The sequence below is a fragment of the Micromonospora sp. NPDC047730 genome, assembly GCF_043204765.1.
GTDB lineage: Bacteria > Actinomycetota > Actinomycetes > Mycobacteriales > Micromonosporaceae > Micromonospora.
In genome coordinates, this window is the sequence record NZ_JBIDCU010000008.1 from 128,048 (window position 1) to 146,293 (window position 18,246).

At 74.4% G+C, this 18,246-nt stretch carries 23 protein-coding genes; 17 read left to right on the forward strand and 6 right to left on the reverse strand.

Features of this window, described 5'->3' with window-relative positions:
- Nucleotides 1-72: 72 nt before the first annotated feature.
- Nucleotides 73-792, reverse strand: a complete 720-nt coding sequence (locus ACGF5G_RS19830) for a winged-helix domain-containing protein (RefSeq protein WP_393264688.1) — start codon at nucleotides 790-792, stop codon at nucleotides 73-75.
- A 244-nt stretch (nucleotides 793-1,036) separates the two neighbouring features.
- Here ACGF5G_RS19830 and ACGF5G_RS19835 point away from each other — a divergent pair, with 244 nt between their 5' ends.
- The 6 genes from ACGF5G_RS19835 to ACGF5G_RS19860 all read left to right on the forward strand — a co-directional run bounded on the left by ACGF5G_RS19835 (nucleotide 1,037) and on the right by ACGF5G_RS19860 (nucleotide 5,514).
- Nucleotides 1,037-2,098: a hypothetical protein gene (locus ACGF5G_RS19835; protein WP_393264691.1), complete on the forward strand. Its 1,062-nt coding sequence runs from the start codon at nucleotides 1,037-1,039 to the stop codon at nucleotides 2,096-2,098.
- Between the two features lie 81 nt (nucleotides 2,099-2,179).
- Entirely contained in the window at nucleotides 2,180-2,968 is a 789-nt protein-coding gene (locus tag ACGF5G_RS19840) for a DUF2993 domain-containing protein (protein ID WP_393264693.1), read from the forward strand.
- Between the two features lie 134 nt (nucleotides 2,969-3,102).
- Nucleotides 3,103-3,180 carry an Ms5788A family Cys-rich leader peptide gene (locus tag ACGF5G_RS19845; protein ID WP_311202345.1) on the forward strand — a complete coding sequence of 26 codons (78 nt, stop codon included), beginning with the start codon at nucleotides 3,103-3,105 and terminating at the stop codon, nucleotides 3,178-3,180.
- 208 nt (nucleotides 3,181-3,388) lie between these two features.
- Nucleotides 3,389-4,237 carry a sulfurtransferase gene (locus tag ACGF5G_RS19850; RefSeq protein WP_357696311.1) on the forward strand — a complete coding sequence of 283 codons (849 nt, stop codon included), beginning with the start codon at nucleotides 3,389-3,391 and terminating at the stop codon, nucleotides 4,235-4,237.
- A 3-nt stretch (nucleotides 4,238-4,240) separates the two neighbouring features.
- On the forward strand, nucleotides 4,241-4,564 hold the full coding sequence (locus tag ACGF5G_RS19855) for a DUF1416 domain-containing protein (protein WP_393264696.1): 324 nt from the start codon (nucleotides 4,241-4,243) through the stop codon (nucleotides 4,562-4,564).
- A 95-nt stretch (nucleotides 4,565-4,659) separates the two neighbouring features.
- Nucleotides 4,660-5,514 carry a hypothetical protein gene (locus ACGF5G_RS19860; RefSeq protein ID WP_393264698.1) on the forward strand — a complete coding sequence of 285 codons (855 nt, stop codon included), beginning with the start codon at nucleotides 4,660-4,662 and terminating at the stop codon, nucleotides 5,512-5,514.
- A gap of 9 nt (nucleotides 5,515-5,523) precedes the next feature.
- On the opposite strand, the gene ACGF5G_RS19865 is transcribed toward ACGF5G_RS19860, so the two are convergent.
- The 3 genes from ACGF5G_RS19865 to ACGF5G_RS19875 are packed head-to-tail and all read right to left on the reverse strand — an operon-like array spanning nucleotide 5,524 to nucleotide 8,387.
- Nucleotides 5,524-7,581 (reverse strand): glycogen debranching N-terminal domain-containing protein, encoded by a 2,058-nt coding sequence (locus tag ACGF5G_RS19865; protein WP_393264700.1) that lies wholly within the window; start codon nucleotides 7,579-7,581, stop codon nucleotides 5,524-5,526.
- Nucleotides 7,578-7,958, reverse strand: a complete 381-nt coding sequence (locus ACGF5G_RS19870) for an SCP2 sterol-binding domain-containing protein (RefSeq protein WP_393264702.1) — start codon at nucleotides 7,956-7,958, stop codon at nucleotides 7,578-7,580. Before ACGF5G_RS19870 ends, ACGF5G_RS19865 begins: the two co-directional genes overlap by 4 nt.
- Before the next feature lie 54 nt (nucleotides 7,959-8,012).
- On the reverse strand, nucleotides 8,013-8,387 hold the full coding sequence (locus ACGF5G_RS19875) for a DsrE family protein (RefSeq protein ID WP_393264705.1): 375 nt from the start codon (nucleotides 8,385-8,387) through the stop codon (nucleotides 8,013-8,015).
- Between the two features lie 12 nt (nucleotides 8,388-8,399).
- Here ACGF5G_RS19875 and mtfM point away from each other — a divergent pair, with 12 nt between their 5' ends.
- Nucleotides 8,400-8,504 (forward strand): small membrane protein MtfM, encoded by a 105-nt coding sequence (gene mtfM, locus ACGF5G_RS19880; protein ID WP_267897534.1) that lies wholly within the window; start codon nucleotides 8,400-8,402, stop codon nucleotides 8,502-8,504.
- Between the two features lie 64 nt (nucleotides 8,505-8,568).
- Complete coding sequence (locus ACGF5G_RS19885; RefSeq protein ID WP_350706942.1) at nucleotides 8,569-9,162, forward strand: FABP family protein; 594 nt, start codon at nucleotides 8,569-8,571, stop codon at nucleotides 9,160-9,162.
- A 27-nt stretch (nucleotides 9,163-9,189) separates the two neighbouring features.
- On the opposite strand, the gene ACGF5G_RS19890 is transcribed toward ACGF5G_RS19885, so the two are convergent.
- Nucleotides 9,190-10,038 (reverse strand): aminotransferase class IV, encoded by an 849-nt coding sequence (locus ACGF5G_RS19890; protein ID WP_393264708.1) that lies wholly within the window; start codon nucleotides 10,036-10,038, stop codon nucleotides 9,190-9,192.
- 146 nt (nucleotides 10,039-10,184) lie between these two features.
- On the opposite strand from ACGF5G_RS19890, the gene ACGF5G_RS19895 reads away from it, so the two are divergent.
- The 4 genes from ACGF5G_RS19895 (at nucleotide 10,185) to ACGF5G_RS19910 (ending at nucleotide 13,711) form a co-directional block, all read left to right on the forward strand.
- Nucleotides 10,185-10,613 (forward strand): Fur family transcriptional regulator, encoded by a 429-nt coding sequence (locus ACGF5G_RS19895; RefSeq protein WP_350706946.1) that lies wholly within the window; start codon nucleotides 10,185-10,187, stop codon nucleotides 10,611-10,613.
- Nucleotides 10,610-11,722, forward strand: a complete 1,113-nt coding sequence (locus ACGF5G_RS19900) for a YgfZ/GcvT domain-containing protein (RefSeq protein WP_393264710.1) — start codon at nucleotides 10,610-10,612, stop codon at nucleotides 11,720-11,722. The genes ACGF5G_RS19895 and ACGF5G_RS19900 overlap by 4 nt, the downstream gene beginning before the upstream one ends.
- Nucleotides 11,723-11,814: 92 nt before the next feature.
- On the forward strand, nucleotides 11,815-12,657 hold the full coding sequence (locus ACGF5G_RS19905) for a 3-keto-5-aminohexanoate cleavage protein (protein ID WP_393264712.1): 843 nt from the start codon (nucleotides 11,815-11,817) through the stop codon (nucleotides 12,655-12,657).
- Nucleotides 12,658-12,751: 94 nt separating this feature from the next.
- Entirely contained in the window at nucleotides 12,752-13,711 is a 960-nt protein-coding gene (locus ACGF5G_RS19910) for an asparaginase (RefSeq protein WP_393264713.1), read from the forward strand.
- 209 nt (nucleotides 13,712-13,920) lie between these two features.
- On the opposite strand, the gene ACGF5G_RS19915 is transcribed toward ACGF5G_RS19910, so the two are convergent.
- Nucleotides 13,921-14,718, reverse strand: a complete 798-nt coding sequence (locus tag ACGF5G_RS19915; RefSeq protein ID WP_393264716.1) for an alpha/beta fold hydrolase — start codon at nucleotides 14,716-14,718, stop codon at nucleotides 13,921-13,923.
- Nucleotides 14,719-14,831: 113 nt separating this feature from the next.
- On the opposite strand from ACGF5G_RS19915, the gene ACGF5G_RS19920 reads away from it, so the two are divergent.
- The 5 genes from ACGF5G_RS19920 to ACGF5G_RS19940 all read left to right on the forward strand — a co-directional run bounded on the left by ACGF5G_RS19920 (nucleotide 14,832) and on the right by ACGF5G_RS19940 (nucleotide 18,220).
- Nucleotides 14,832-15,452, forward strand: coding sequence for a helix-turn-helix domain-containing protein (locus ACGF5G_RS19920; RefSeq protein WP_393264718.1), 621 nt, complete (start codon nucleotides 14,832-14,834; stop codon nucleotides 15,450-15,452).
- Nucleotides 15,449-16,201 carry a hypothetical protein gene (locus tag ACGF5G_RS19925; protein WP_393264721.1) on the forward strand — a complete coding sequence of 251 codons (753 nt, stop codon included), beginning with the start codon at nucleotides 15,449-15,451 and terminating at the stop codon, nucleotides 16,199-16,201. Before ACGF5G_RS19920 ends, ACGF5G_RS19925 begins: the two co-directional genes overlap by 4 nt.
- Before the next feature lie 71 nt (nucleotides 16,202-16,272).
- Nucleotides 16,273-16,587, forward strand: a complete 315-nt coding sequence (locus tag ACGF5G_RS19930) for a DUF2516 family protein (RefSeq protein WP_357696340.1) — start codon at nucleotides 16,273-16,275, stop codon at nucleotides 16,585-16,587.
- On the forward strand, nucleotides 16,584-17,471 hold the full coding sequence (locus tag ACGF5G_RS19935; protein ID WP_393264723.1) for an alpha/beta fold hydrolase: 888 nt from the start codon (nucleotides 16,584-16,586) through the stop codon (nucleotides 17,469-17,471). The genes ACGF5G_RS19930 and ACGF5G_RS19935 overlap by 4 nt, the downstream gene beginning before the upstream one ends.
- 11 nt (nucleotides 17,472-17,482) lie before the next feature.
- Nucleotides 17,483-18,220 (forward strand): alanyl-tRNA editing protein, encoded by a 738-nt coding sequence (locus ACGF5G_RS19940; RefSeq protein ID WP_393264725.1) that lies wholly within the window; start codon nucleotides 17,483-17,485, stop codon nucleotides 18,218-18,220.
- Nucleotides 18,221-18,246: the final 26 nt, after the last annotated feature.

Consider the following 18,246-nt stretch of genomic DNA (forward strand, 5'->3'; position numbering starts at 1 on the left):
GCAGTCAGACTAAAACCGACGAGCTATGCCAAAGGTGGCGTACGCGAATAGTTCCCCGGAAGGGGAGGAGGGTCAGACGGGCAGCGGGGCGTGCTCCGACTCCGGCAGCGACCGGGGCGGCGGCACGACGAACTTGTAGCCCACCTGCCGCACCGTGCCGATCATCGACTCGTACTCGGAGCCGAGCTTCGCCCGCAGCCGCCGGACGTGCACGTCGACCGTGCGGGTGCCGCCGAAGTAGTCGTAGCCCCAGACCTCCCGCAGGAGCTGGTCCCGGGTGAACACCCGGCCGGGGTGCTGCGCCAGGAACTTCAGCAGCTCGAACTCCTTGTAGGTCAGGTCGAGCGGCCGGCCCTTCAGCTTCGCGGCGTACGTGTCCGGGTCGATGGTGAGCTCGCCGGCGCGGATCGAGCCGCCGGCGCCGGACGTCGCGTTGCTCAGCCGGCCGACCGCCAGCCGCAGCCGGGCCTCCACCTCGGCCGGGCCCGCCGAGGCGAGGATGACGTCGTCGACGCCCCAGTCCGCGTTGAGCGCGATCAGCCCGGCTTCGGTGACCACCGCGACCAGCGGCACGCCGAGCCCGGTGGCGTGCAGCATCCGGCAGGTGGCCCGGGCCTCGCTCAGCTCGGAACGGGCGTCGACCAGCACCGCGTCCGGGCTGGGGCCGGCCACCAGGGTGCGGACGTCGCGCGGCGCGGTGCGGACCGAGTGCGGCAGCAGGTCGAGTGCCGGCAGCACAGCGGATGCTTCGCCGGCGCGTGCGGTCACCAGCAGCAGGATCTCCACGATCACCTCCGTCCCGGCGGCCGTCGGCCGCGCGCGACCAGCGCTTTCCGCAGGGGGTGTGGCGCTGATGAACTTGCGTGGGTCCCGGCGTCGCTGACGGGCGGGTAGCGGCTTGAGCGTAACCGATGGCCCCGGCGTCACCTCCGCGTCCTTTCCCGTTTGCCCGGCTTGCCCATGATCGCGCCTCAGGTTTTAACGTTGCCGAAACCGTGACCTCCGCGCCGGCCGGCCGGTCTGGCACGATCGGGGCGTGTTTCCCTCCAGTTCGCCCGAGACCGGCCGCGACCCGTGGTCCGACGGGCCCCGCCCGGGGCCGTCGGGCCCGTCCCGTGGCCAGCCGCCGGCGCCGCGCACCGGGCCGGCCCCAGACGACGACGGCGCCCGCCGCGAGCGCGGCGGGCCGCGTCGCGCCCGCCGCGGTGGCGAGCCGCCGCGCCGGCCCGACGACGAGGCGGACGCCGAGCCGGACGAGGAGGTGGTCGAGCCGGTCGAGGTGCGCCGCCCGCTCGCGCTGGCCGTCGCCGGGTTCGCGGTCCTGCTCGGCATCGGCCTGGTGCTCGGGGCGCAGACCTCCGGCCCGGGCCACCGGCTGCCGTTCGCGGGCATCGTCCTCGGCGTGCAACTGCTCTTCGTGCTGGCCTGGACGATGGCCATGCGGCCGCCGGCGCTGCTGCTGGTCGCCCTGGTCAGCGTGGCCGCCGCGGTCGCGGCCGACGCCGCCGCCGTGCAGACGGACGTCGCCGGACTGGCGCCGCTGGGCTACGTCGCGGCGGGCGCCTTCCTCCTCGGGGTGCTCGGCCAACTCGTCCGGCGGGTCGACCGCGTGCGGGTGACCGACTCCCTGGGCGGCACCCTGCTGATCGTGGTGGGCGTCGTCGCCTTCGCCACCCTGATCACGCTCAGCCGGATCCCGGCCGGCACCCAGGCCATCACCGTCTGCCTCACCGCCAGCGGGGTCGCGCTCACCGTCGCCCGGCTCACCGACGCGGTGGCGCCCTGGCCACGGCTGGCACCGCAGGTGCCCCGGGGCGCGGCCGGCGTGGTCGGCGGCGCCATGGTCGGCACGCTGGTCAGCGCCGTCCTCGGCAGCTACCTGGTGACGCCCTTCACCCCCACCAGGGCCGCGATCATCGGCCTGGTCGCGGCGGTCGCCGCCGTGCTGGCCGACCTCGCCGTGGGGTACGCGGAGGCGGGCCGGCTGATGGCGGGGGAGCCGCCGACCATGTGGGTGGCCCGGCACATGCAGGGGCCACTCGGCGGCTTCGCCCTCGCCGCGCCGGCCGCGTACGCCATGTGCAAGCTGGTCCTCTGACGCGCGGTTGAGGATTTCCCCGTCCGGGTACCACCGATAGGCCGCTACGCGGCACCCCGGGCACTCACGACAGGAGGCGGCGTGGCGCAGGATCACACGTACGAGGAGCGGCCCCGTCGACGCGGGCGCAAGGTGCTCGTCACCCTCGTCGTCCTGCTGCTGGTCGTCGGCGGCCTGCTCGTCGTGGCCGACCGGGTCGCGGCCGGGGTGGCCGAGCGCGCCATCGCCGACCAGATCCGGCAGGAGGTCGCCAAGCAGGGGGCGCAGTCCTCGGCGCCGGAGGTCGAGGTCGGCGGCTTCCCGTTCCTCACCCAGGTGCTCGACGGCCGGTACGAGCGGATCTCCATCGGGCTGCGGGACGTGCAGGGCCCGGTGCAGGGCGACGTGGTCGCGCTGCCGAAGCTCGACGTGGACGCCCGCAACGTCCGCGCGTCGCTGGACACGATCCGCTCCGGGCAGGGTGACGTGGTCGCCGAGACGGTCGACGGCACCGGCACCATCAGCTACGACAGCCTCGCCAAGCTGCTCGACCGGCCCGGGTTGACCCTCGGCGAGCAGGGCGGCCGGCTCGCCGTCACCGCCCCGGTCGACATCCTCGGCCAGCGGCTCACCGTGACCGGCACCGCCGACATCATCGTCGGCAAGGAGGGGCAGGTGGCGCTGCGCTTCAACGACCTGAACGCCGAGGGGCTGCCGAACGTGCCGCTGGCCCGGGCGATGCTCAACAACTACGCCAAGAGCATCTCGGTCGACGTACCCCTGCCCGACCTGCCGTTCCAGCTCGCCATCCGGGAGGTCCGGCCGCTGCCCGAGGGGCTGGCGGTGACCGCGGACGCGAAGAACGTGCCGATCAACTCGGCCGCCGGCTGAGCCGCCGGCGGTCCGCCCGCCGGCGCGAGCGCGGGGGCGACGCGACCGGGAGTGACGGGCCGGTGGCGCGGCGGCGTCCCGGATGCTGGTCGGTCCGGTGGCGTCATCGGGCGTGGCTGATAGGCTCCCTGCCCATGGGGACGCTCCTCACCAAACGGCGCGCGGTCGACCTGTGCCGCGTGGCCACCTGCCTGTGTCGCCCCGTCATCTGACGGCGGGGCTGTCCTCGGCTGCCTGGCGCAGCCAGCGGCACTCAGGGTCCGCGTACCCCCGGTGCTCTCCCACCGAACGCCCGGCAGCGGCGCCGTCGCACGAACCCGTGATCCGTTTCTCGCTATGGGTCCCGCGCGTGGTGCGACAGTCATGTTCATCGCTCTCCGCGCGTTGGCTCACCATCCATCCTCACCAGGGAGTGATCTGATGAGTCGCGACACCGCACTCGTCTCGGCCGAGTGGGCCGAGAAGAACATCGACGCCCCGGGCGTCGTCTTCGTCGAGGTCGACGAGGACACCTCGGCCTACGACACCGGCCACATCGCCGGCGCGATCAAGCTGGACTGGAAGACCGACCTGCAGGACCAGGTGCGCCGGGACTTCGTCAACAAGAGCCAGTTCGAGGCCCTGCTCTCCGAGCGCGGCATCGGCAACGACGACACCGTCATCCTCTACGGCGGCAACAACAACTGGTTCGCCGCGTACGCGTACTGGTACTTCAAGCTCTACGGCCACCGCGACGTGAAGCTGCTCGACGGCGGCCGCAAGAAGTGGGAGCTGGACGCCCGCCCGCTGGTGACCGACGCGGTGACCCGCCCGGCGACGCAGTACGTGGCGCAGGAGCCGGACACCTCCATCCGGGCCTTCCGCGACGAGGTCGTGGCCGCGATCGGCACCAAGAACCTGGTCGACGTGCGCAGCCCCGACGAGTTCGCGGGCCGGCTGCTCGCCCCCGCCCACCTGCCGCAGGAGCAGGCGCAGCGGGCCGGGCACATCCCCACCGCGATCAGCGTGCCGTGGTCGAAGGCGGCCAACGAGGACGGCACCTTCAAGTCCGACGACGAGCTGCGCAAGATCTACGCCGACGCCGGGCTGGACGACAGCCGGGAGACCATCGCGTACTGCCGGATCGGCGAGCGCTCCTCGCACAGCTGGTTCGTGCTCCAGGAGCTGCTCGGGCACCGCAACGTGAAGAACTACGACGGATCCTGGACCGAGTACGGCTCGCTGGTCGGCGTGCCGGTCGCGCTCGGCGACGAGCCCGGGGAGGCCTGAGCCATGACCGCACCCACCGCTGCCGGCTGCGCCGCTCCCGACCAGGCCGCCCCGCTGCCCGCGAGCCTCGACCTGGAGAAGGAGACCGTGATCACCGGCGTCGTCCGGTCCCACGCGGGCGAGGCCGTGCCGGGCGCGTACGTCCGGCTGCTCGACTCGACCGGTGAGTTCACCGCCGAGGTGGTGACCTCGCCGGCCGGCCAGTTCCGGTTCTTCGCCGCGCCGGGCACCTGGACCCTGCGGGCGCTCTCCCGGCACGGCAACGGCGACACCGCCGTGACCGCCAGCCGGGGCATCAACGAGGTCGCCGTCACCGTCGCCTCCTGACCCACGCTCCGATCGGCCCGTGGCCCGCCCCCTCGCCGAGGGGGCGGGCCACGACCGTCTCCGGGCGCGTTCCACCGGCGTGACACGATGGCGTCGTGAACGGTGTCGTAGCGGCGGGGCAGGCCCCGCCCACCGGTCCCGACCGGCCGGCGTCCCGGCGGTGGCTGCCCTGGCTGCTCGCCGCCACCGTGGCCTGGGCGGTGTTGCTGACGGTGCTCACCTGGGCGTCGGTGCGGGACGACCCGCCGACCGTCCGGGAGCAGCGCAGCCTGGCCGAGGCCGGCCCGGTCGTCGACCGCGCGGCCGGCGAGTTGGTCGCGGCGGCCGGCGACACCGCCGTGCTGACCCCGCCCGAGATCGAGCGGGGCTGCCGGGTCACGCCGTTCGCCGACGGCGCCATCCTGACCCGCGGGGTGGACGTGTTCGTCCCCGTCGGCTTGGAGCGGGCCCTGCTGGAGCGGGTCGCGGACCGGCTCCCCGGGCACTGGCGGGCCGGCGTCCGGGTGACCTCGGATGCCGGCCCCCGGCTGCGCGCCGACGCGGGCGAGTTCGTCACCGTCGAGGGCACGGTCGCCGGGGACGGCCGGGTCCGGCTGACCGCCGACACGGGCTGCCGGCCGATCGGCGACGGCTACGCCGCGCCGGCGACCGGCACCACGGGCGCGGAGACCGAGGCCCTGGCGGTGGCGCTGCGGGCCCTCGGCGGCCCGGCCGGAGCGGCCCCCGAGGTGGTCGTCGCGCCCTGCCCCGCCGGCGGCGCCGCCCGCACCGCCCGCGCCGCCGCCGTCCCGGCCCCGCCGTCCCTGGCCGCCGCGCTGGCCCCCGTCGCCCGCGTCCCGATGCTGCAAACCCCCGAGGCGTACGCCTACCGGCGCGGCGGCGTCATGGTCATCGCCGGTCTCTCGGGTGACCGGGTCGCCCTCTCCGCCACCACCGGCTGTCCGGCCTGAGACCGGCGGTCAGTGGCCGGGAGCGTGGTCGTGCGGGCTGCGGCTGCGCCCGAGCGCGTCGACGTGACCCCAGCGGCCGGGGATGTCGAGCAGCTCGACCCGCCCCATTCCCTCGGGCACGGCGGGATCGATGATCAGGTGCTCGCCCTGCGGCTCCAGCCCCAGCATCACCCGTAGCAGCAGCAGCGGGGTGCCCGCCGACCAGGCCTGCGGGCTGCACGCGGTCGGGTACTCCACCGGGTACTCGGTGAGGCTCCGCTCGTAGCCGGCGAAGGCCTCCGGCAGCCGCCCCCCGAAGAACCGGGACGCGGCAAGCATCGCCTCGCAGATCTCGCTGGCCTCCCGGCGGAACCCGTACCGCCACAGGCCCCAGGCGATGATCGAGTTGTCGAACGGCCACACCGTCCCCACGTGGTAGCCGACGGGGTTGTACCGCCCCTGGTCGTCGGCGAGGGTCCGTACGCCCCAGCCGGAGAAGAGCCGCGGGCCCAGCAGGTGCTCGGCGACCCGGTGGGCCCGCGACTCGTCCACGATGCCGCTCCACAGCAGGTGCCCCATGTTGGAGCTGAGCGCGTCCACGTGCCGGCCGTCGGCGTCGAGGGCGAGCGCGTAGAACTCTCGTTCCGGGATCCAGAAGTCCCGGTTGAACCGCATCTTCAGCTCGGCCGCCTCCCGCTCCAGCCGGTCGGCGTACGCGGGGTCGCCCCAGAACGTCCGGGCCAGCCGCGCGCCGCGGATCTTCGCGTCGTACGCGTACCCCTGGAGTTCGCAGGTGGCGCGGGGGAAGCCGGGCAGCCGGCCGTCGTGGTAGGAGATCGAGTCCCAGGAGTCCTTCCAGCACTGGTTCTGCAGCCCCGTCTGCGGGTTGCGCGTCTGGTACCACAGGTATCCGGTCCCGAGCAGGTCGCCGTACGTGTCGATCCAGGCGAGCGCGGCGCGGGTCTGGGCCTCCAACTGCCGCACCAGCCCGGCGTCACCGGTCCACCGCTCGTACTCGTCGAGCAGGATCACGAACAGTGGGGTGGAGTCCGCCGACCCGTAGTACGGCGAGTGGGGCTGCTCCTCGAAGCCCGCCGTCTCGCCGTAGCGCAGCTCGTGCAGGACCTTGCCCGGCTCCTCGTCCCGGAAGTCGTCGATCCGGTAACCCTGGAGGCCGGCCAGCATCAAGATCGTCGCCGGGATCAGCTCCGGCAGGAAGGGCACCACCTGGAGCGAGGTGATGATGCTGTCCCGACCGAACAGGGTCATGAACCACGGGAGCCCGGCGGCCATCAGCCGCACGCCGAGGGTGATCGACTCGTAGCGCAGCGCCGCCAGGTCGGCCAGGCTCTGCCGGTACGCCCCGGCCAGCGGCTGGCAGTCGCAGCCGAGCTTCGGCGCCCGGGCGATCAGCTCGTCGTGCTCGGCCCGGATCGCGGCCGAGGTGCGGCTGCCCCCGTAGAGCGGCAGGCTGGCCCGGACGTCCTCGCCGCGCGCCCCGTAGACGACGGTGGCCACCCGCAGCCGGGTGCGCCACTCGCCGTGCGGGGCGAGGCGGATCCGGAAGGTCATGCCGGACACCTCGACGTGCGCGGGCGCACTGGAGCTGATCACCGTCTCGCGGTGGAAGTTCTCCCGGCGGTAGGTGAGGCGCAGCTCGTCGTCGCCGACGGTGGCGGTGGTGTGGCCGTGTTTCTGCCGGACGTGCTTGATCTCGAACAGGTCCGCGAAGTCGGCCCCCATGTCCAACCGGACGGTGAACTCCGTTTCCCTCCCGGCGTGGTTGAGCAGCGTCAGTTCCTCCTCGAAGCTGTCGCCGATGGACCGGCGCCGGATCACCGACACCTTCGCGTCCAGGTAGTGGGTCGGCTCGCCGGGGACGAGGAAGAAGCGGGTGCGGAAGGACTCCGCGTCGTCGACGCTGAGCGCGTGCAGCCGCTCGCCGTCGAGGGTCAACACCCAGGTGGAGAGGAACCGGGTGTCGAAGGAGAAGAGCCCCGTCGGGAAGTCGAGGGACGGCTCGATGTCGCCGTGCCGGTCGCTGACCAGGAAGGTGTTGCCGTCCAGGATGCTGACCGACTCCCTCACCGCAGCCGTCCGGCCTGCTCGCGGACGACCTCGCGGGGATCCCGGGTGCCGGGTGGGTCGGGGAAGAACCGGCGGAACGCCAGGAAGAGCACGACCTCGCCGCTGAAGCTGCTCTCGTTGCGCAGCACGCTCGAGATCGCCTGGGTCCGGCCGGTGACGAGCCGGTCGAACAATTCCTCGCTCGTGTACCAGATCGCGTCGGCCGGCCCCCGGTTGCGGCTGACGTCGATCGCGCCCAGCTGAAGCCGGACCAGCCAGTGCACCGTCTGGTTGCCCCGGGCGAGGTCGATCTGCATCGTCCCGCTGACCGGACTGCGCAGCACCTGCGGGGCGCGCGCCGGCAGTGATTCGAAGAACCGCTCCGTCGCCTCGGTCACATCTGAATCGTAGGCATTCGCCCGAAGTGCCGGGACGGTATCGAGGGGCGAGGGTCAGTAGACCAGCGCCTGCGCCCCCTCGGCCATCGCCTCCTCGACGAAGACCGCCGCGCCGGCGATGCGGACGCCCGGCAGCACGTTGTCCGGGCCGATGTCCCGACGGGCGGCGCACTGGGTGCAGGCGGTCACCGTGCCGGTCGTGAGGATCACGTGCAGCAGCTCGGCCAGCGGGGCCGAGTGTGGCAGCTCGAACTCCTGCGCCCGGCCCGGCAGCGCGAACCACGTCGACTCCCCGGTCAGCCAGAGCGACACGTGCACCCCGGCGGCGGCCGCGGTGGCGGCGACGGTGAATGCCTGGGCGCACCGCTCGGGGGCGTCCGCGCCGGCGGTGGCCTTGACGACGAGAGTGCGGGCCATGGGGCCCAGCATAGGATGGTCGCGATGGTTACCGAGATCGGGTTCGTCAGCCTGCTGGTCGCCGGCCTGGGCGCGCTCGCCGGTGGCCTGGTCTACCTTGCCGTACGCATATCGAGAGGACGTTGGTGAGCGCGAGGAGTGAGCCGGTCTTGCGAGCCCCGCAGTCGCGAACGAGGAGAGGCGGAGTGAACCGGTGAGCGACGAGAACCCCCTGCAGCCGCCGCCGTGGCTGAACGCGCCGCCGGTCGACCCGTACCCCTACGAGGAGAGCCACGACCTGCGGGTCGGCCCGAAGCTGCACCCGTCGCTGGACGGCCTGCTGCCGTACGTCGGGGTGTGGCGCGGCCGTGGCCGGGGCGGCTTCCCCACGATCGAGGACTTCGACTACGCCCAGGAGATCCGGATCAGCCACGACGGCCGGCCGTTCCTGTTCTACGAGTCGCGCGCCTGGATCCTGGACGAGCAGAGCCGGCCGGTCCGTCCGGCGGGCCGTGAGGTCGGCTGGTGGCGGCCGGTGATGGACGGCGAGCGGGTCACCGACGAGCTGGAAGCGCTGATGACCACGCCGACCGGGGTCATGGAGCTGCACATCGGCAAGCGCAAGGGCACCCAGCTCGAGTTCGTGACCGACGCGGTGGTCCGGACGGCGACCGCCAAGGAGGTCACCGCCGGTCACCGCCTCTTCGGCATCGTCGAGGGCGCGCTGCTCTACGCCCAGGAGATGGCCGCCGTCGGCCACGGCCTCTCGCCGCACCTCTCCGCCCGCCTCACCCGCGTGGCCGGCTGACCCGCCCGACCCGTCGCCCCTCCCCGGTCAGGGGAGGGGGAAGCCCAGCAGGGACTGGAGGGCCGGCGTGTGCGGGGAGCGGCGCAGCGGGACGTCGTCCAGGGTGCGGACCTCCGCCAGGCCACGGACGGACGAGGTGAGCCAGACGCCGTCGGCGGAGTGCAGCTCGGCCGGGGTGACGAGGCGCTCGTCGGCGCGTAGACCCAGTTCGTGGGCGTGGGCGAGGAGCCAGGCGGCGGTCACGCCCGGCAGGACGCCCGTCTCGGCGGCGGGCACGGTGCGGAGGGTGTCGCCGGCCAGCCAGACCAGGTTGGCGGTCGGGCCCTCCAGGGCGTACCCGTCGGAGGAGACCCAGAGCGCGTCGTCCACCCCGCTGCGGGCCGCCCAGCGGCGGGCGGCGGTGCTCACCGCGTACGACGTGGACTTGACCCCGGCGGGCAGCCAGTCGAGTGCGGCGCGGGCCCGCGCCGCGACGCCGAGCGGCAGGGTGGCGACGGTGATCCCGTCCCGGCGGGCCGCCCGGGTCGCCGCCGGCACCTCGCCCAGCGTGGCGTGGACGCTCGGCGGGCCACCGCCCTCCGGGCCTCGGGTGCAGACCAGCCGCAGCGCGCCCTCGACCTCGGCCGGCCAGCCGGCGCTCACGGTCTCCAGCAGGCCGACCAGCACGTCGGTGGGGGGCAGGGGAAGCTCGACGGCCGTCGCCGCTTGAACCAGCCGGGCCAGGTGGGCGTCGCGCAGCCACGGACGCCCGCCCCGCAGGTGCATGGTCTCGAAGAGCCCGTCGCCGTGCAGCACACCCCGGTCGTCGCCGCGCAGCACCGGCTCCCCGGGCGGCACCAGCCCGCGCCCCGGCACGGCGATCCTCGACGCCACCATGACCGCCGAGCGTAGCGGCGGGCCTGCGTACCGCCGCCGCCCGGGCGGGAGGCCACCGCCCGCCCGACGCGGTCGCCGGTGGCGCGGGAACTCGACGGGCCGTTCGACCCGGCGGCCGGGGCGGTCGGGCGAACTATGATCGGACGGTGTCCGAATCCTCCCTCGCGGAAATGCTCCGCGCCCGTGGGCTGCGGCTGACGGCGCAGCGGCAACTGGTCCTCCAGGCCGTGCTCGACCTGGGGCACGCCACCCCGGAGCAGGTGCACACGGCCGTCCGGGAGGTGGCCGCGGGGGTCAACATCACCACCATCTACCGCACGCTGGAGCTGCTGGAACGGCTCGGCCTGGTCACCCACACCCACCTCTCGCACGGCTCGCCGACCTACCACGCGGCCGGCGAGGACCAGCACGTCCACCTTGTCTGCCGGGAGTGCGGCGCGATCGACGAGATCGATCCGGAGCTGCTGCGCCCGCTGGCCGACCGGTTGGCGCAGCAGCGCGGGTTCCGGGTGGACATCGGCCACGTCTCCCTCTTCGGCGTCTGCGACCGCTGCGAGAACGGGGACCGGAAATGATCGACATCGCGGGCGCGGTGAGCGTCGAGAGCATCGACGAGGCCAGCCGGGACCAGCCCGAACCGGCGCACGTGGCGGCCGGCGTCCGGGGGGTGGCCGCGCACTACGGCGACCCGATGCGCGAGCAGCGCACCCTCGAGACCGCAGTCGGCCTGGTCGACCGCTCGCACCGGGGCGTCGTCGCGGTGCCCGGCGAGGAGCGGATCGGCTGGCTGCACACCCTCACCACCCAGCACCTGGCGCAGCTCGCCGCCGGCCAGGGCACCGAGCTGCTGGTGCTCTCGCCGCACGGGCACGTCGAGCAGCACGCCATGGTGGCCGAGGACGGCATCACCACCTGGCTCGACACCGAGCCGGGCGCCACCACCGGCCTGCTGTCCTACCTGGAGAAGATGCGGTTCTTCAGCCGGGTCGAGCCGCGCGACGCGACCGGCGAGCACGCGCTGCTCTCGCTGGTCGGGCCGGAGGCCCCCGCCGCGGTGGAGACGCTCGGCGCGGCCGGGCTGGCCGCCCCCGACGTGGTCGCGGTGCCCGGCCCGAAGTTCCGCTCCGGCGAGGTGCCGCCCCGGCCGACCGCGCTGTACGACGTCAAGCCGCTCCCGGTCGGCGGGTGGGCGCGACGCGGCCCGCTGGGCGTGGACCTGCTCGTGCCCCGGGCCGCGATGGAACAGGTGGTTACCCAGCTGCGCGGCAACGGGGTGCCGGTGGCCGGGCTGTGGGCGTACGAGGCGGTGCGGGTGGCCGCCCGGCGGGCCCGGGTCGGGGTGGACACCGACCACCGGACGATCCCGGCCGAGGTGGACCTGGTCGCCCCCGCCGTGCACCTCGACAAGGGCTGCTACCGGGGCCAGGAGACCGTGGCCCGGGTGCACAACATGGGCCGGCCGCCGCGTCGGCTCGTCCTGCTGCACCTGGACGGGGTCACCACCGACCAGCCGCCGGTCGCCGGCACGCCGGTGACCCTCGACGGCCGGGCGGTCGGCTTCGTCGGCACCGCCGTGCACCACCACGAGCTGGGCCAGGTCGCCCTGGCCGTGGTCAAGCGCAACGTCGCCGACGACGCCCGCCTCCTCGTCGGCGAGACCGCCGCCGCGATCGATCCGGCCTAACACTCCGGCGGCGAAAGAATCTCTCCTTCGCGGCGCCGAGGCCGGAAAAGTTCCGGTCGACTGGCTCCCTGACCTCGGTCTAGGATCCGGGCATGACGACAGGGACGTTGATCACGGTTGCCCCCACCGGCGCGGAGTCGGCCAAGGCGGAGGTGCCGGCGCTGCCGGTGACGCTCGACGAGCTGCTGCTCACCGCCAAGGAGTGCGAGGCGCTCGGCGCCGCCGTGATCCACGTCCACATCCGCGACGACGAGGCGAAGCCGACCCTGGACCAGGGGCGGCTGCGGGAGACCGTGGCGGCGCTGCGGGAGAGCACCGACCTGATCGTGCAACTCTCCTCCGGCGGCGCGGTGACCGACCCGGAGGCCGACCGGCTCGCCGTGCTCGACGCGGGGCCCGACATGGCCTCCTGCACGATGGGCACGCTCAACTTCGGCGACGACGTCTTCCTCAACCGGTGGGAGTTCATCGTCGACCTGCACACCCGGATGCAGGAGCGCCGCATCGTGCCGGAGTACGAGATCTTCGACCTCGGCCACCTGACCGCGTTGCAGCGCCTGCTCGGCAAGTACGGCCTGCCGGCCGGCGGGCACGTGCACGTCGACTTCGTGATGGGCGTGCCGGGCGGCATGCCGGGCACCACCTCGGCGCTGGTCGCCGCCCACCAGGCGCTGCGCGACCTGCCCGAGGGCACGACCTTCTCGGCCACCGGCATCGGCCGCAGCACCATCCCGGTCATGCTGGCGTCGCTCTCGGCCGGCGGGCACCTGCGCGTCGGCATGGAGGACACGGTGACCTACGCCAAGGGCCGCCCGGTGGAGTCCAACATGCAGCTCGTCGCCCGGGCTGTCGGCTTCGCCCAGCTCGCCCAGCGGCCGCCGCTGACCACCGCCGAGGCGCGTGGGCTGCTCGGCGTGCCGGCCGCCGGGCGGTAAGCGGCGGCCCCGCCGGCACTCCTGTACGCCCGGGTGTCGACTGCCTGGTCACCCGCCCGCCGGGGGTGGCCGGGCGGTCGGTACCGTCCACACCGTGGGAAAGACGTACGAGGGCGGCGTGCCGCTCGCCGAGGTGGTCCGGTCCGGGTTCGTCGAGGGCGTGCACCGGGGTTCGGTGGTGGTGCTCGACGCCGACGGCGCGTCGGTGGCCGGTGCCGGGGACGTGACCTCCCCGGTCTTCCCGCGCTCGTCCAACAAGCCGATGCAGGCGGTCGGGATGCTCCGCGCCGGGCTGGCGCTGACCGACCCGGCGGACGTGGCGCTGGTCGCGGCCAGCCACGCCGGGGAGGACTTCCACCTGGCCCGGGTCGGCGCGCTGCTGGCCGGCGCGGGGCTGGACGAGTCGGCCCTGCACTGCCCGCCGGACCTGCCGGTGGGTGAGGACGCGCGGGCCGCCGTGCTGCGCGCCGGCGGCGGTCCCACCCGTACGCAGATGAACTGCTCCGGCAAGCACAGCGGGATGCTGCTGACCTGCCTGGCGGCCGGCTGGCCGCTCGACGGCTACTGGCGCCCGGAGCACCCGTTGCAGCAGCGGCTCCGCGACGCGGTCGAGGAGTTCGCCGGTGAGCGGGCGGCGGCGGTCGGGGTGGACGGCTGCGGCGCTCCCGTGCTCGCGGTGTCGCTGACCGGCCTGGCCGGGGCGTACCTCCGGCTGGTCTCGGCGGAGCCCGGCTCCGTGCCCCGGACGGTGGCCGACGCGATGCGCGCCCATCCGGAGATCGTCGGCGGCACCCAGGCCGACGACACCCGGCTGATGCGCGGCGTCCCCAGGCTGCTCGCCAAGGTGGGCGCCGAGGGCGTCATCGCCGCCGCGGTGCCCGGGACCGGCGCGGTCGCCGTCAAGATCGACGACGGTGCGGGCCGGGCGCGGATGCCGGTGCTGGTCTCCGCCCTGCGCCGCCTCGGCCTGGACGCCCCGGTGCTGGCCGAGTACGCCGAGGTGCCGCTCTTCGGCGGCGGCCTCCCGGTCGGCGCCGTACGCCCCGTCTGGTAGCCGCCGCCGCGCGCCCTGCCCGGCGACGCCGCGACCGACGGTCACCCGCCGACGCCGGACGCCAGCCCGGCGATGCCGCGAGGGTCAACCGGCGACGCTGCGACGGTCAGCCCGGCGATGCCGCGACGCCCAGCCCGCCGACGCCGGACGCCCGGCCGGCGCCGCGACGGTCAGCGCACCGACCGCCGAGCACCGGGCCGGGTCGGGCGTCAGGGCAGGAAATCGAGCAGGGCGGCGTTGACCGGGGCGGGACGCTCCAGCGGCAGCAGGTGGGCCGCGTCCGGCACGTCGGGCAGGCGGGTCGCGCCCGGTGCCTCGGCTGCGATCCGGTCCGCGAGCCGGTTGATGTCGGGTACGTCCGCGGCGCCGGCGGTGACCAGGACCGGCACCCGTAGCTCGCCGAGGCGCCCGATCGCGGGCGGGTCGAGTTCGGCGACGTCCACCGCGCTGAGGGCCTGCTCGGCGGCGAGCGCCCGCCGGTCCATCTCGACGGCGAACGCGACCAGCTCCGGGTCGACGTCCTCCGGGCGGCGTCCGGGGCCGACCACCCAGAACCGCACCTCACCGGCGGCGCTCGCGGCGAAGTCCTCCGGGTCGACCTCGCCCACCAGGGTGTCCCAGAGGCCGTTCGCCTCCTCGGACCACTCGTGCCCGGAGACGGCGGTGCCGAGCAGGGCGAGCGCGGTCACCCGGTCGGGGTGGGCCAGTGCGGTGTCGATGGCGACCGCGCCGCCGAACGAGCAGCCGACCAGGGCGGCCCGGGGGAGGTCGAGCGCGTCGAGCAGCCCCGCCACGTCGTCGTGGTGGGCGAACGGGGCGGGTGGCAGCTCCGAGTCGCCGTAGCCGCGCAGGTCCAGGGCGATCACCCGGTGCCGCTCGGCCAGCGGGCCGATCTGTCCCCGCCACATCCGGCGGTCCGCGATCCCCGCGTGCAGCAGGACGACGGGGGTGCCGCTACCGGTGTCGTCGTACGCGAGCAGCGCGCCGTTCACTTCGATCTTGGTCATCGCAGGAAGGTACGCAGGTGGCGATCGGGCACGCAACTTGCACACGTGAGACCTCGCTAACTCTGGTTAGCACTTTGCTTGCAAGAGCTAGCGGGGCGGGCTACCGTCGGGGTATGGCCACTGGTAAAGACCTTCCCGACGTCGGCGGGTTCATTCGCGATCTGCGCCGCAACGCGAAGATCTCGCTCCGACAGCTCGCCGAGCAGGCGGGGGTCAGCAACCCGTACCTCAGCCAGATCGAGCGCGGCCTGCGCAAGCCGAGCGCGGAGGTGCTCCAGCAGCTCGCCAGCGCGCTGCGGGTCTCCACCCCGGCGATGTACCTGCGCGCCGGGCTGCTCGACGACAAGGAGGGCCAGGGCGTGCTCGCGGCCATCGCGGTCGACCCCGACCTGACGATGGCGCAGAAGCAGTCCCTCACCCAGATCTACGAGACGTTCCGGCGGGAGAACGCGCGGCTCGTCGAGGCGACCGCGGCGGCCGCCGGCGCCACGCCGGAGGGCGCCACGCCGGAGGGCGCCATCCCGGGCGCGCCCGAGGCCGCCGAGGCGCCGGACCTGGCCAACCTCGCCGCCACCGGGCCCACCACGCCGGAGGGCACCCCGACCGAGGCCGTCCTCGAGTCGGTCGCCGTCACCGAGGCCGGCCCCGCCCCCGCTCCGACCGACACGCCCGAGAAGAAGGCCGCCCGCAGGGCGGTCCGGAAGGCCGCCGACGCGGCCGAAGAGGAGAAGTGATGACCCAGCCGAAGACCCACCGCATCCCGGCCCCGATCTACGCCGCCGCCGGCGCGGGCGAACTGGCCCTCCAGCAGCTCCGCAAGCTTCCCGCCGTGGTGACCGACCTCGGCACCAGGGTCGTCGCCGACCTGGGCGGCAAGGCCGTCGTCACCGGCTTCGAGCTGCGGCAGAAGGCCAACGACACGCTCCGCACGGCGAACCTGACCGCCAGCGGCCTGCGGGAGAAGGCCGCCTCGTCCGACCTCGACCTGAAGCGCCTCCGCGAGGCGGCCGACCTCGACAAGCTGCGCGAGGTCGCCGACCTGAACAAGCTGCGCGAGGTCGCCGACCTGGACAAGCTGCGCGAGGTGGCGACCCGCAACGCCGCCGTGGTGGTCGCCGGCGCCCAGGCCGCGCAGGAGCGGGCGCAGGCCGCGTACGTCGCGCTGGTCGCCCGGGGTGAGCGGGTCGTCGGCGCCGGCGTGCTGGAGGCCGCCGAGACCGTGAACGCCGACATCGAGGCCACCGAGGCCGAGGTCGAGCCGGCCGGGACCGCCGCGAAGCCGGCCGCGACGACGCCGACCACCCCGACCACCGCCGAGGTGCCGACGCCGGCCGACGTGGCCGAGGTCGTGGAGGCCAAGCCGGCCGCCGCCAAGAAGGCGACCCGGGCGCCCCGGGCCACCAAGGCCGCCGCCAAGCCGGCCGCCACGCCGTCGGCGAAGCTGCCCCGGGCCACCAAGCGGACCCGCCCGGCCGCCGAGTAGTCCCGCTGCGCCGGCGACCCCGGAGGCGTCCTGTCGGACGTTTCCGGGGTCGCCGGCATAAGCTTGCCGTCATGGCCCACGCCGCGCCGCTCTTCGCCTTCGAAGTCCGCTACGTGATCGAGCTGATCCTGCTCGTGTTCGCGTTGATCGTGCAGGGCGTCGCCCTGGTGCACGCCATCACCCAGCGCTCCGACGCCTTCGCCGCCATCGGCACCCTGCCCAAGGGTGGCTGGGTCGCCATCCTCGCCGTCTGCCTGGTGCTGACCCTGCTCGGCTTCGGCCCGATCAGCCTCTTCGGCCTGATCGGCATCGCGGCGGGTCTCATCTACCTGCTCGACGTCCGGGTCGGCCTGCGCGACCTGAGCGACGGCAGAGGGTTCTGGTGAGAGGTTTCCGCTGGCCGCCCCCGCCGGACGGCGGGCCCCGCACCTGGGGGCCCGGCCCCGGTGCCCCACGCACCGGCAGGCCGGCCCTGCCCGAGCCGGAGACCGAGCTGGTCGCCACACCGCACGGCGTACGGCTGGAGCAGCTCGTCACCGGCGCGGGTGACCCGACCACCGTGTTCGCCCACGGCCTGGGCAACGGCATCGCCACCACCCGGCCGTTCGGCAGCGGGGTGACCGGCCGCAAGCTCTTCTTCCAGTTCCGCGGGCACGGCCGCTCCGACGCGCCACCCGGCCCGTGGAGCTACCTGGACCTCGCCCGCGACCTGCGCGCGGTCGCCGACCTGGGCGGCGCCACCCGGGCCTTCGGCGCCAGCCTCGGCGCGGGGGCGCTCTGCCGGCTGCTCGCCGAGAGCCCCGAACGCTTCGACCGGCTGGTCTTCTTCCTGCCGGCGGTGCTGGACCGGCCACGCGGCGAGGTCGCCCGGGCCCGGCTGACCGCGCTGTTCGACGCCGTGGAGAGCGGGGACGCCTCCGCCGTCGCCGACGTGGTCCAGGCGGAGCTGCCGTCGGCGGTACGCAACACCCCGGCCGGCTGGGCCTACCTGCGCCAGCGGCTCGACCAGCTCCTCCGCGACGGGCTCGCCCCCGGGCTCGCCAGCCTGCCCGAGCAGGCGCCGCTGCGCGACGCCGGGTCGCTGGCCGCGGTCACCGCGCCCGCCCTGGTGATCGGCTGCGCCGGCGACGACCTGCACCCGGCCGAGGTCGCCGAGCAGCTCGCGGCCACACTGCCCCGGGCCACACTGCACGTGTACGACCGGCCCGGCGTCCTCTGGACGGAACGCGCAGACCTGCGCAGCCGGATATCCGCCTTCCTCAACGAGTAATGTGCCCTGACATGGGCGTCACACACCACGGTCGTACGCACCGGCTGGACCTCGCCGACCCGACGCTGCGGGAGTGGGAGTGCACCGTGCTGCACGCCGACCCGGAGCAGGGGATCGTGCTGGACCGGTCGGCGTTCTACCCGGGCGGTGGCGGACAGCCGCCGGACCACGGCGTACTGCTCTGGCAGGGGGTGCAGACCCGGATCGTCGGCACCCGCAAGGGCGACGACCTCTGGTTGATCCCGGCCGAGGGCGACCCGCTGCCGCCGGCCGGCACCGCGGTGACCGGTGCCGTCGAGGACGAGCGGCGCACCCGGCTGATGCGGACCCACTCCGGGCTGCACGTGCTCTGCGGAGTGGTGTTCCGCGACTTCGGCGCGCTCGTCACCGGCGGCAACATGGAGCCGGGCGAGGCCCGGATGGACTTCAACCTGCCCGAGGTACCGCCCGACTTCAAGAGCCGCATCGAGGAGCTGGTCAACGCCGAGGTGGCCGCCGACCGGGCGGTCGCCGTGCGGGTGCTGCCCCGGGCCGAGGCGCTCGCCCTGCCGGACATCATCCGGACCCAGTCCAACCTGATCCCGCCGAGCGAGCAGGAGGTCCGGATCGTCGACATCGTCGGGCTGGACGTCCAGGCCGACGGCGGCACGCATGTCGCGTCCACCGCGCAGATCGGCAAGGTGCAGGTGGTCAAGGTGGAGAGCAAGGGTCGCGCCAACCGTCGCGTCCGCGTACGGCTGACCGACTGATCCGGTGGCTCCCGGCGCCGGACACC

Excerpts from the sequence above, each read along its gene's own strand:
- ACGF5G_RS19845 (WP_311202345.1), top strand. The coding sequence starts at position 3,103 with ATGGGGACGCTCCTCACCAAACGGCGCGCGGTCGACCTGTGCCGCGTG.
- ACGF5G_RS19850 (WP_357696311.1), top strand. The coding sequence starts at position 3,389 with ATGAGTCGCGACACCGCACTCGTCTCGGCCGAGTGGGCCGAGAAGAAC.
- ACGF5G_RS19855 (WP_393264696.1), top strand. The coding sequence starts at position 4,241 with ATGACCGCACCCACCGCTGCCGGCTGCGCCGCTCCCGACCAGGCCGCC.
- ACGF5G_RS19875 (WP_393264705.1), bottom strand. The coding sequence starts at position 8,387 with ATGCTGGGCCCCATGGCCCGCACTCTCGTCGTCAAGGCCACCGCCGGC.
- mtfM (WP_267897534.1), top strand. The coding sequence starts at position 8,400 with ATGGTTACCGAGATCGGGTTCGTCAGCCTGCTGGTCGCCGGCCTGGGC.
- ACGF5G_RS19890 (WP_393264708.1), bottom strand. The coding sequence starts at position 10,038 with ATGGTGGCGTCGAGGATCGCCGTGCCGGGGCGCGGGCTGGTGCCGCCC.
- ACGF5G_RS19900 (WP_393264710.1), top strand. The coding sequence starts at position 10,610 with ATGATCGACATCGCGGGCGCGGTGAGCGTCGAGAGCATCGACGAGGCC.
- ACGF5G_RS19905 (WP_393264712.1), top strand. The coding sequence starts at position 11,815 with ATGACGACAGGGACGTTGATCACGGTTGCCCCCACCGGCGCGGAGTCG.
- ACGF5G_RS19915 (WP_393264716.1), bottom strand. The coding sequence starts at position 14,718 with ATGACCAAGATCGAAGTGAACGGCGCGCTGCTCGCGTACGACGACACC.
- ACGF5G_RS19920 (WP_393264718.1), top strand. The coding sequence starts at position 14,832 with ATGGCCACTGGTAAAGACCTTCCCGACGTCGGCGGGTTCATTCGCGAT.
- ACGF5G_RS19930 (WP_357696340.1), top strand. The coding sequence starts at position 16,273 with ATGGCCCACGCCGCGCCGCTCTTCGCCTTCGAAGTCCGCTACGTGATC.
- ACGF5G_RS19940 (WP_393264725.1), top strand. The coding sequence starts at position 17,483 with ATGGGCGTCACACACCACGGTCGTACGCACCGGCTGGACCTCGCCGAC.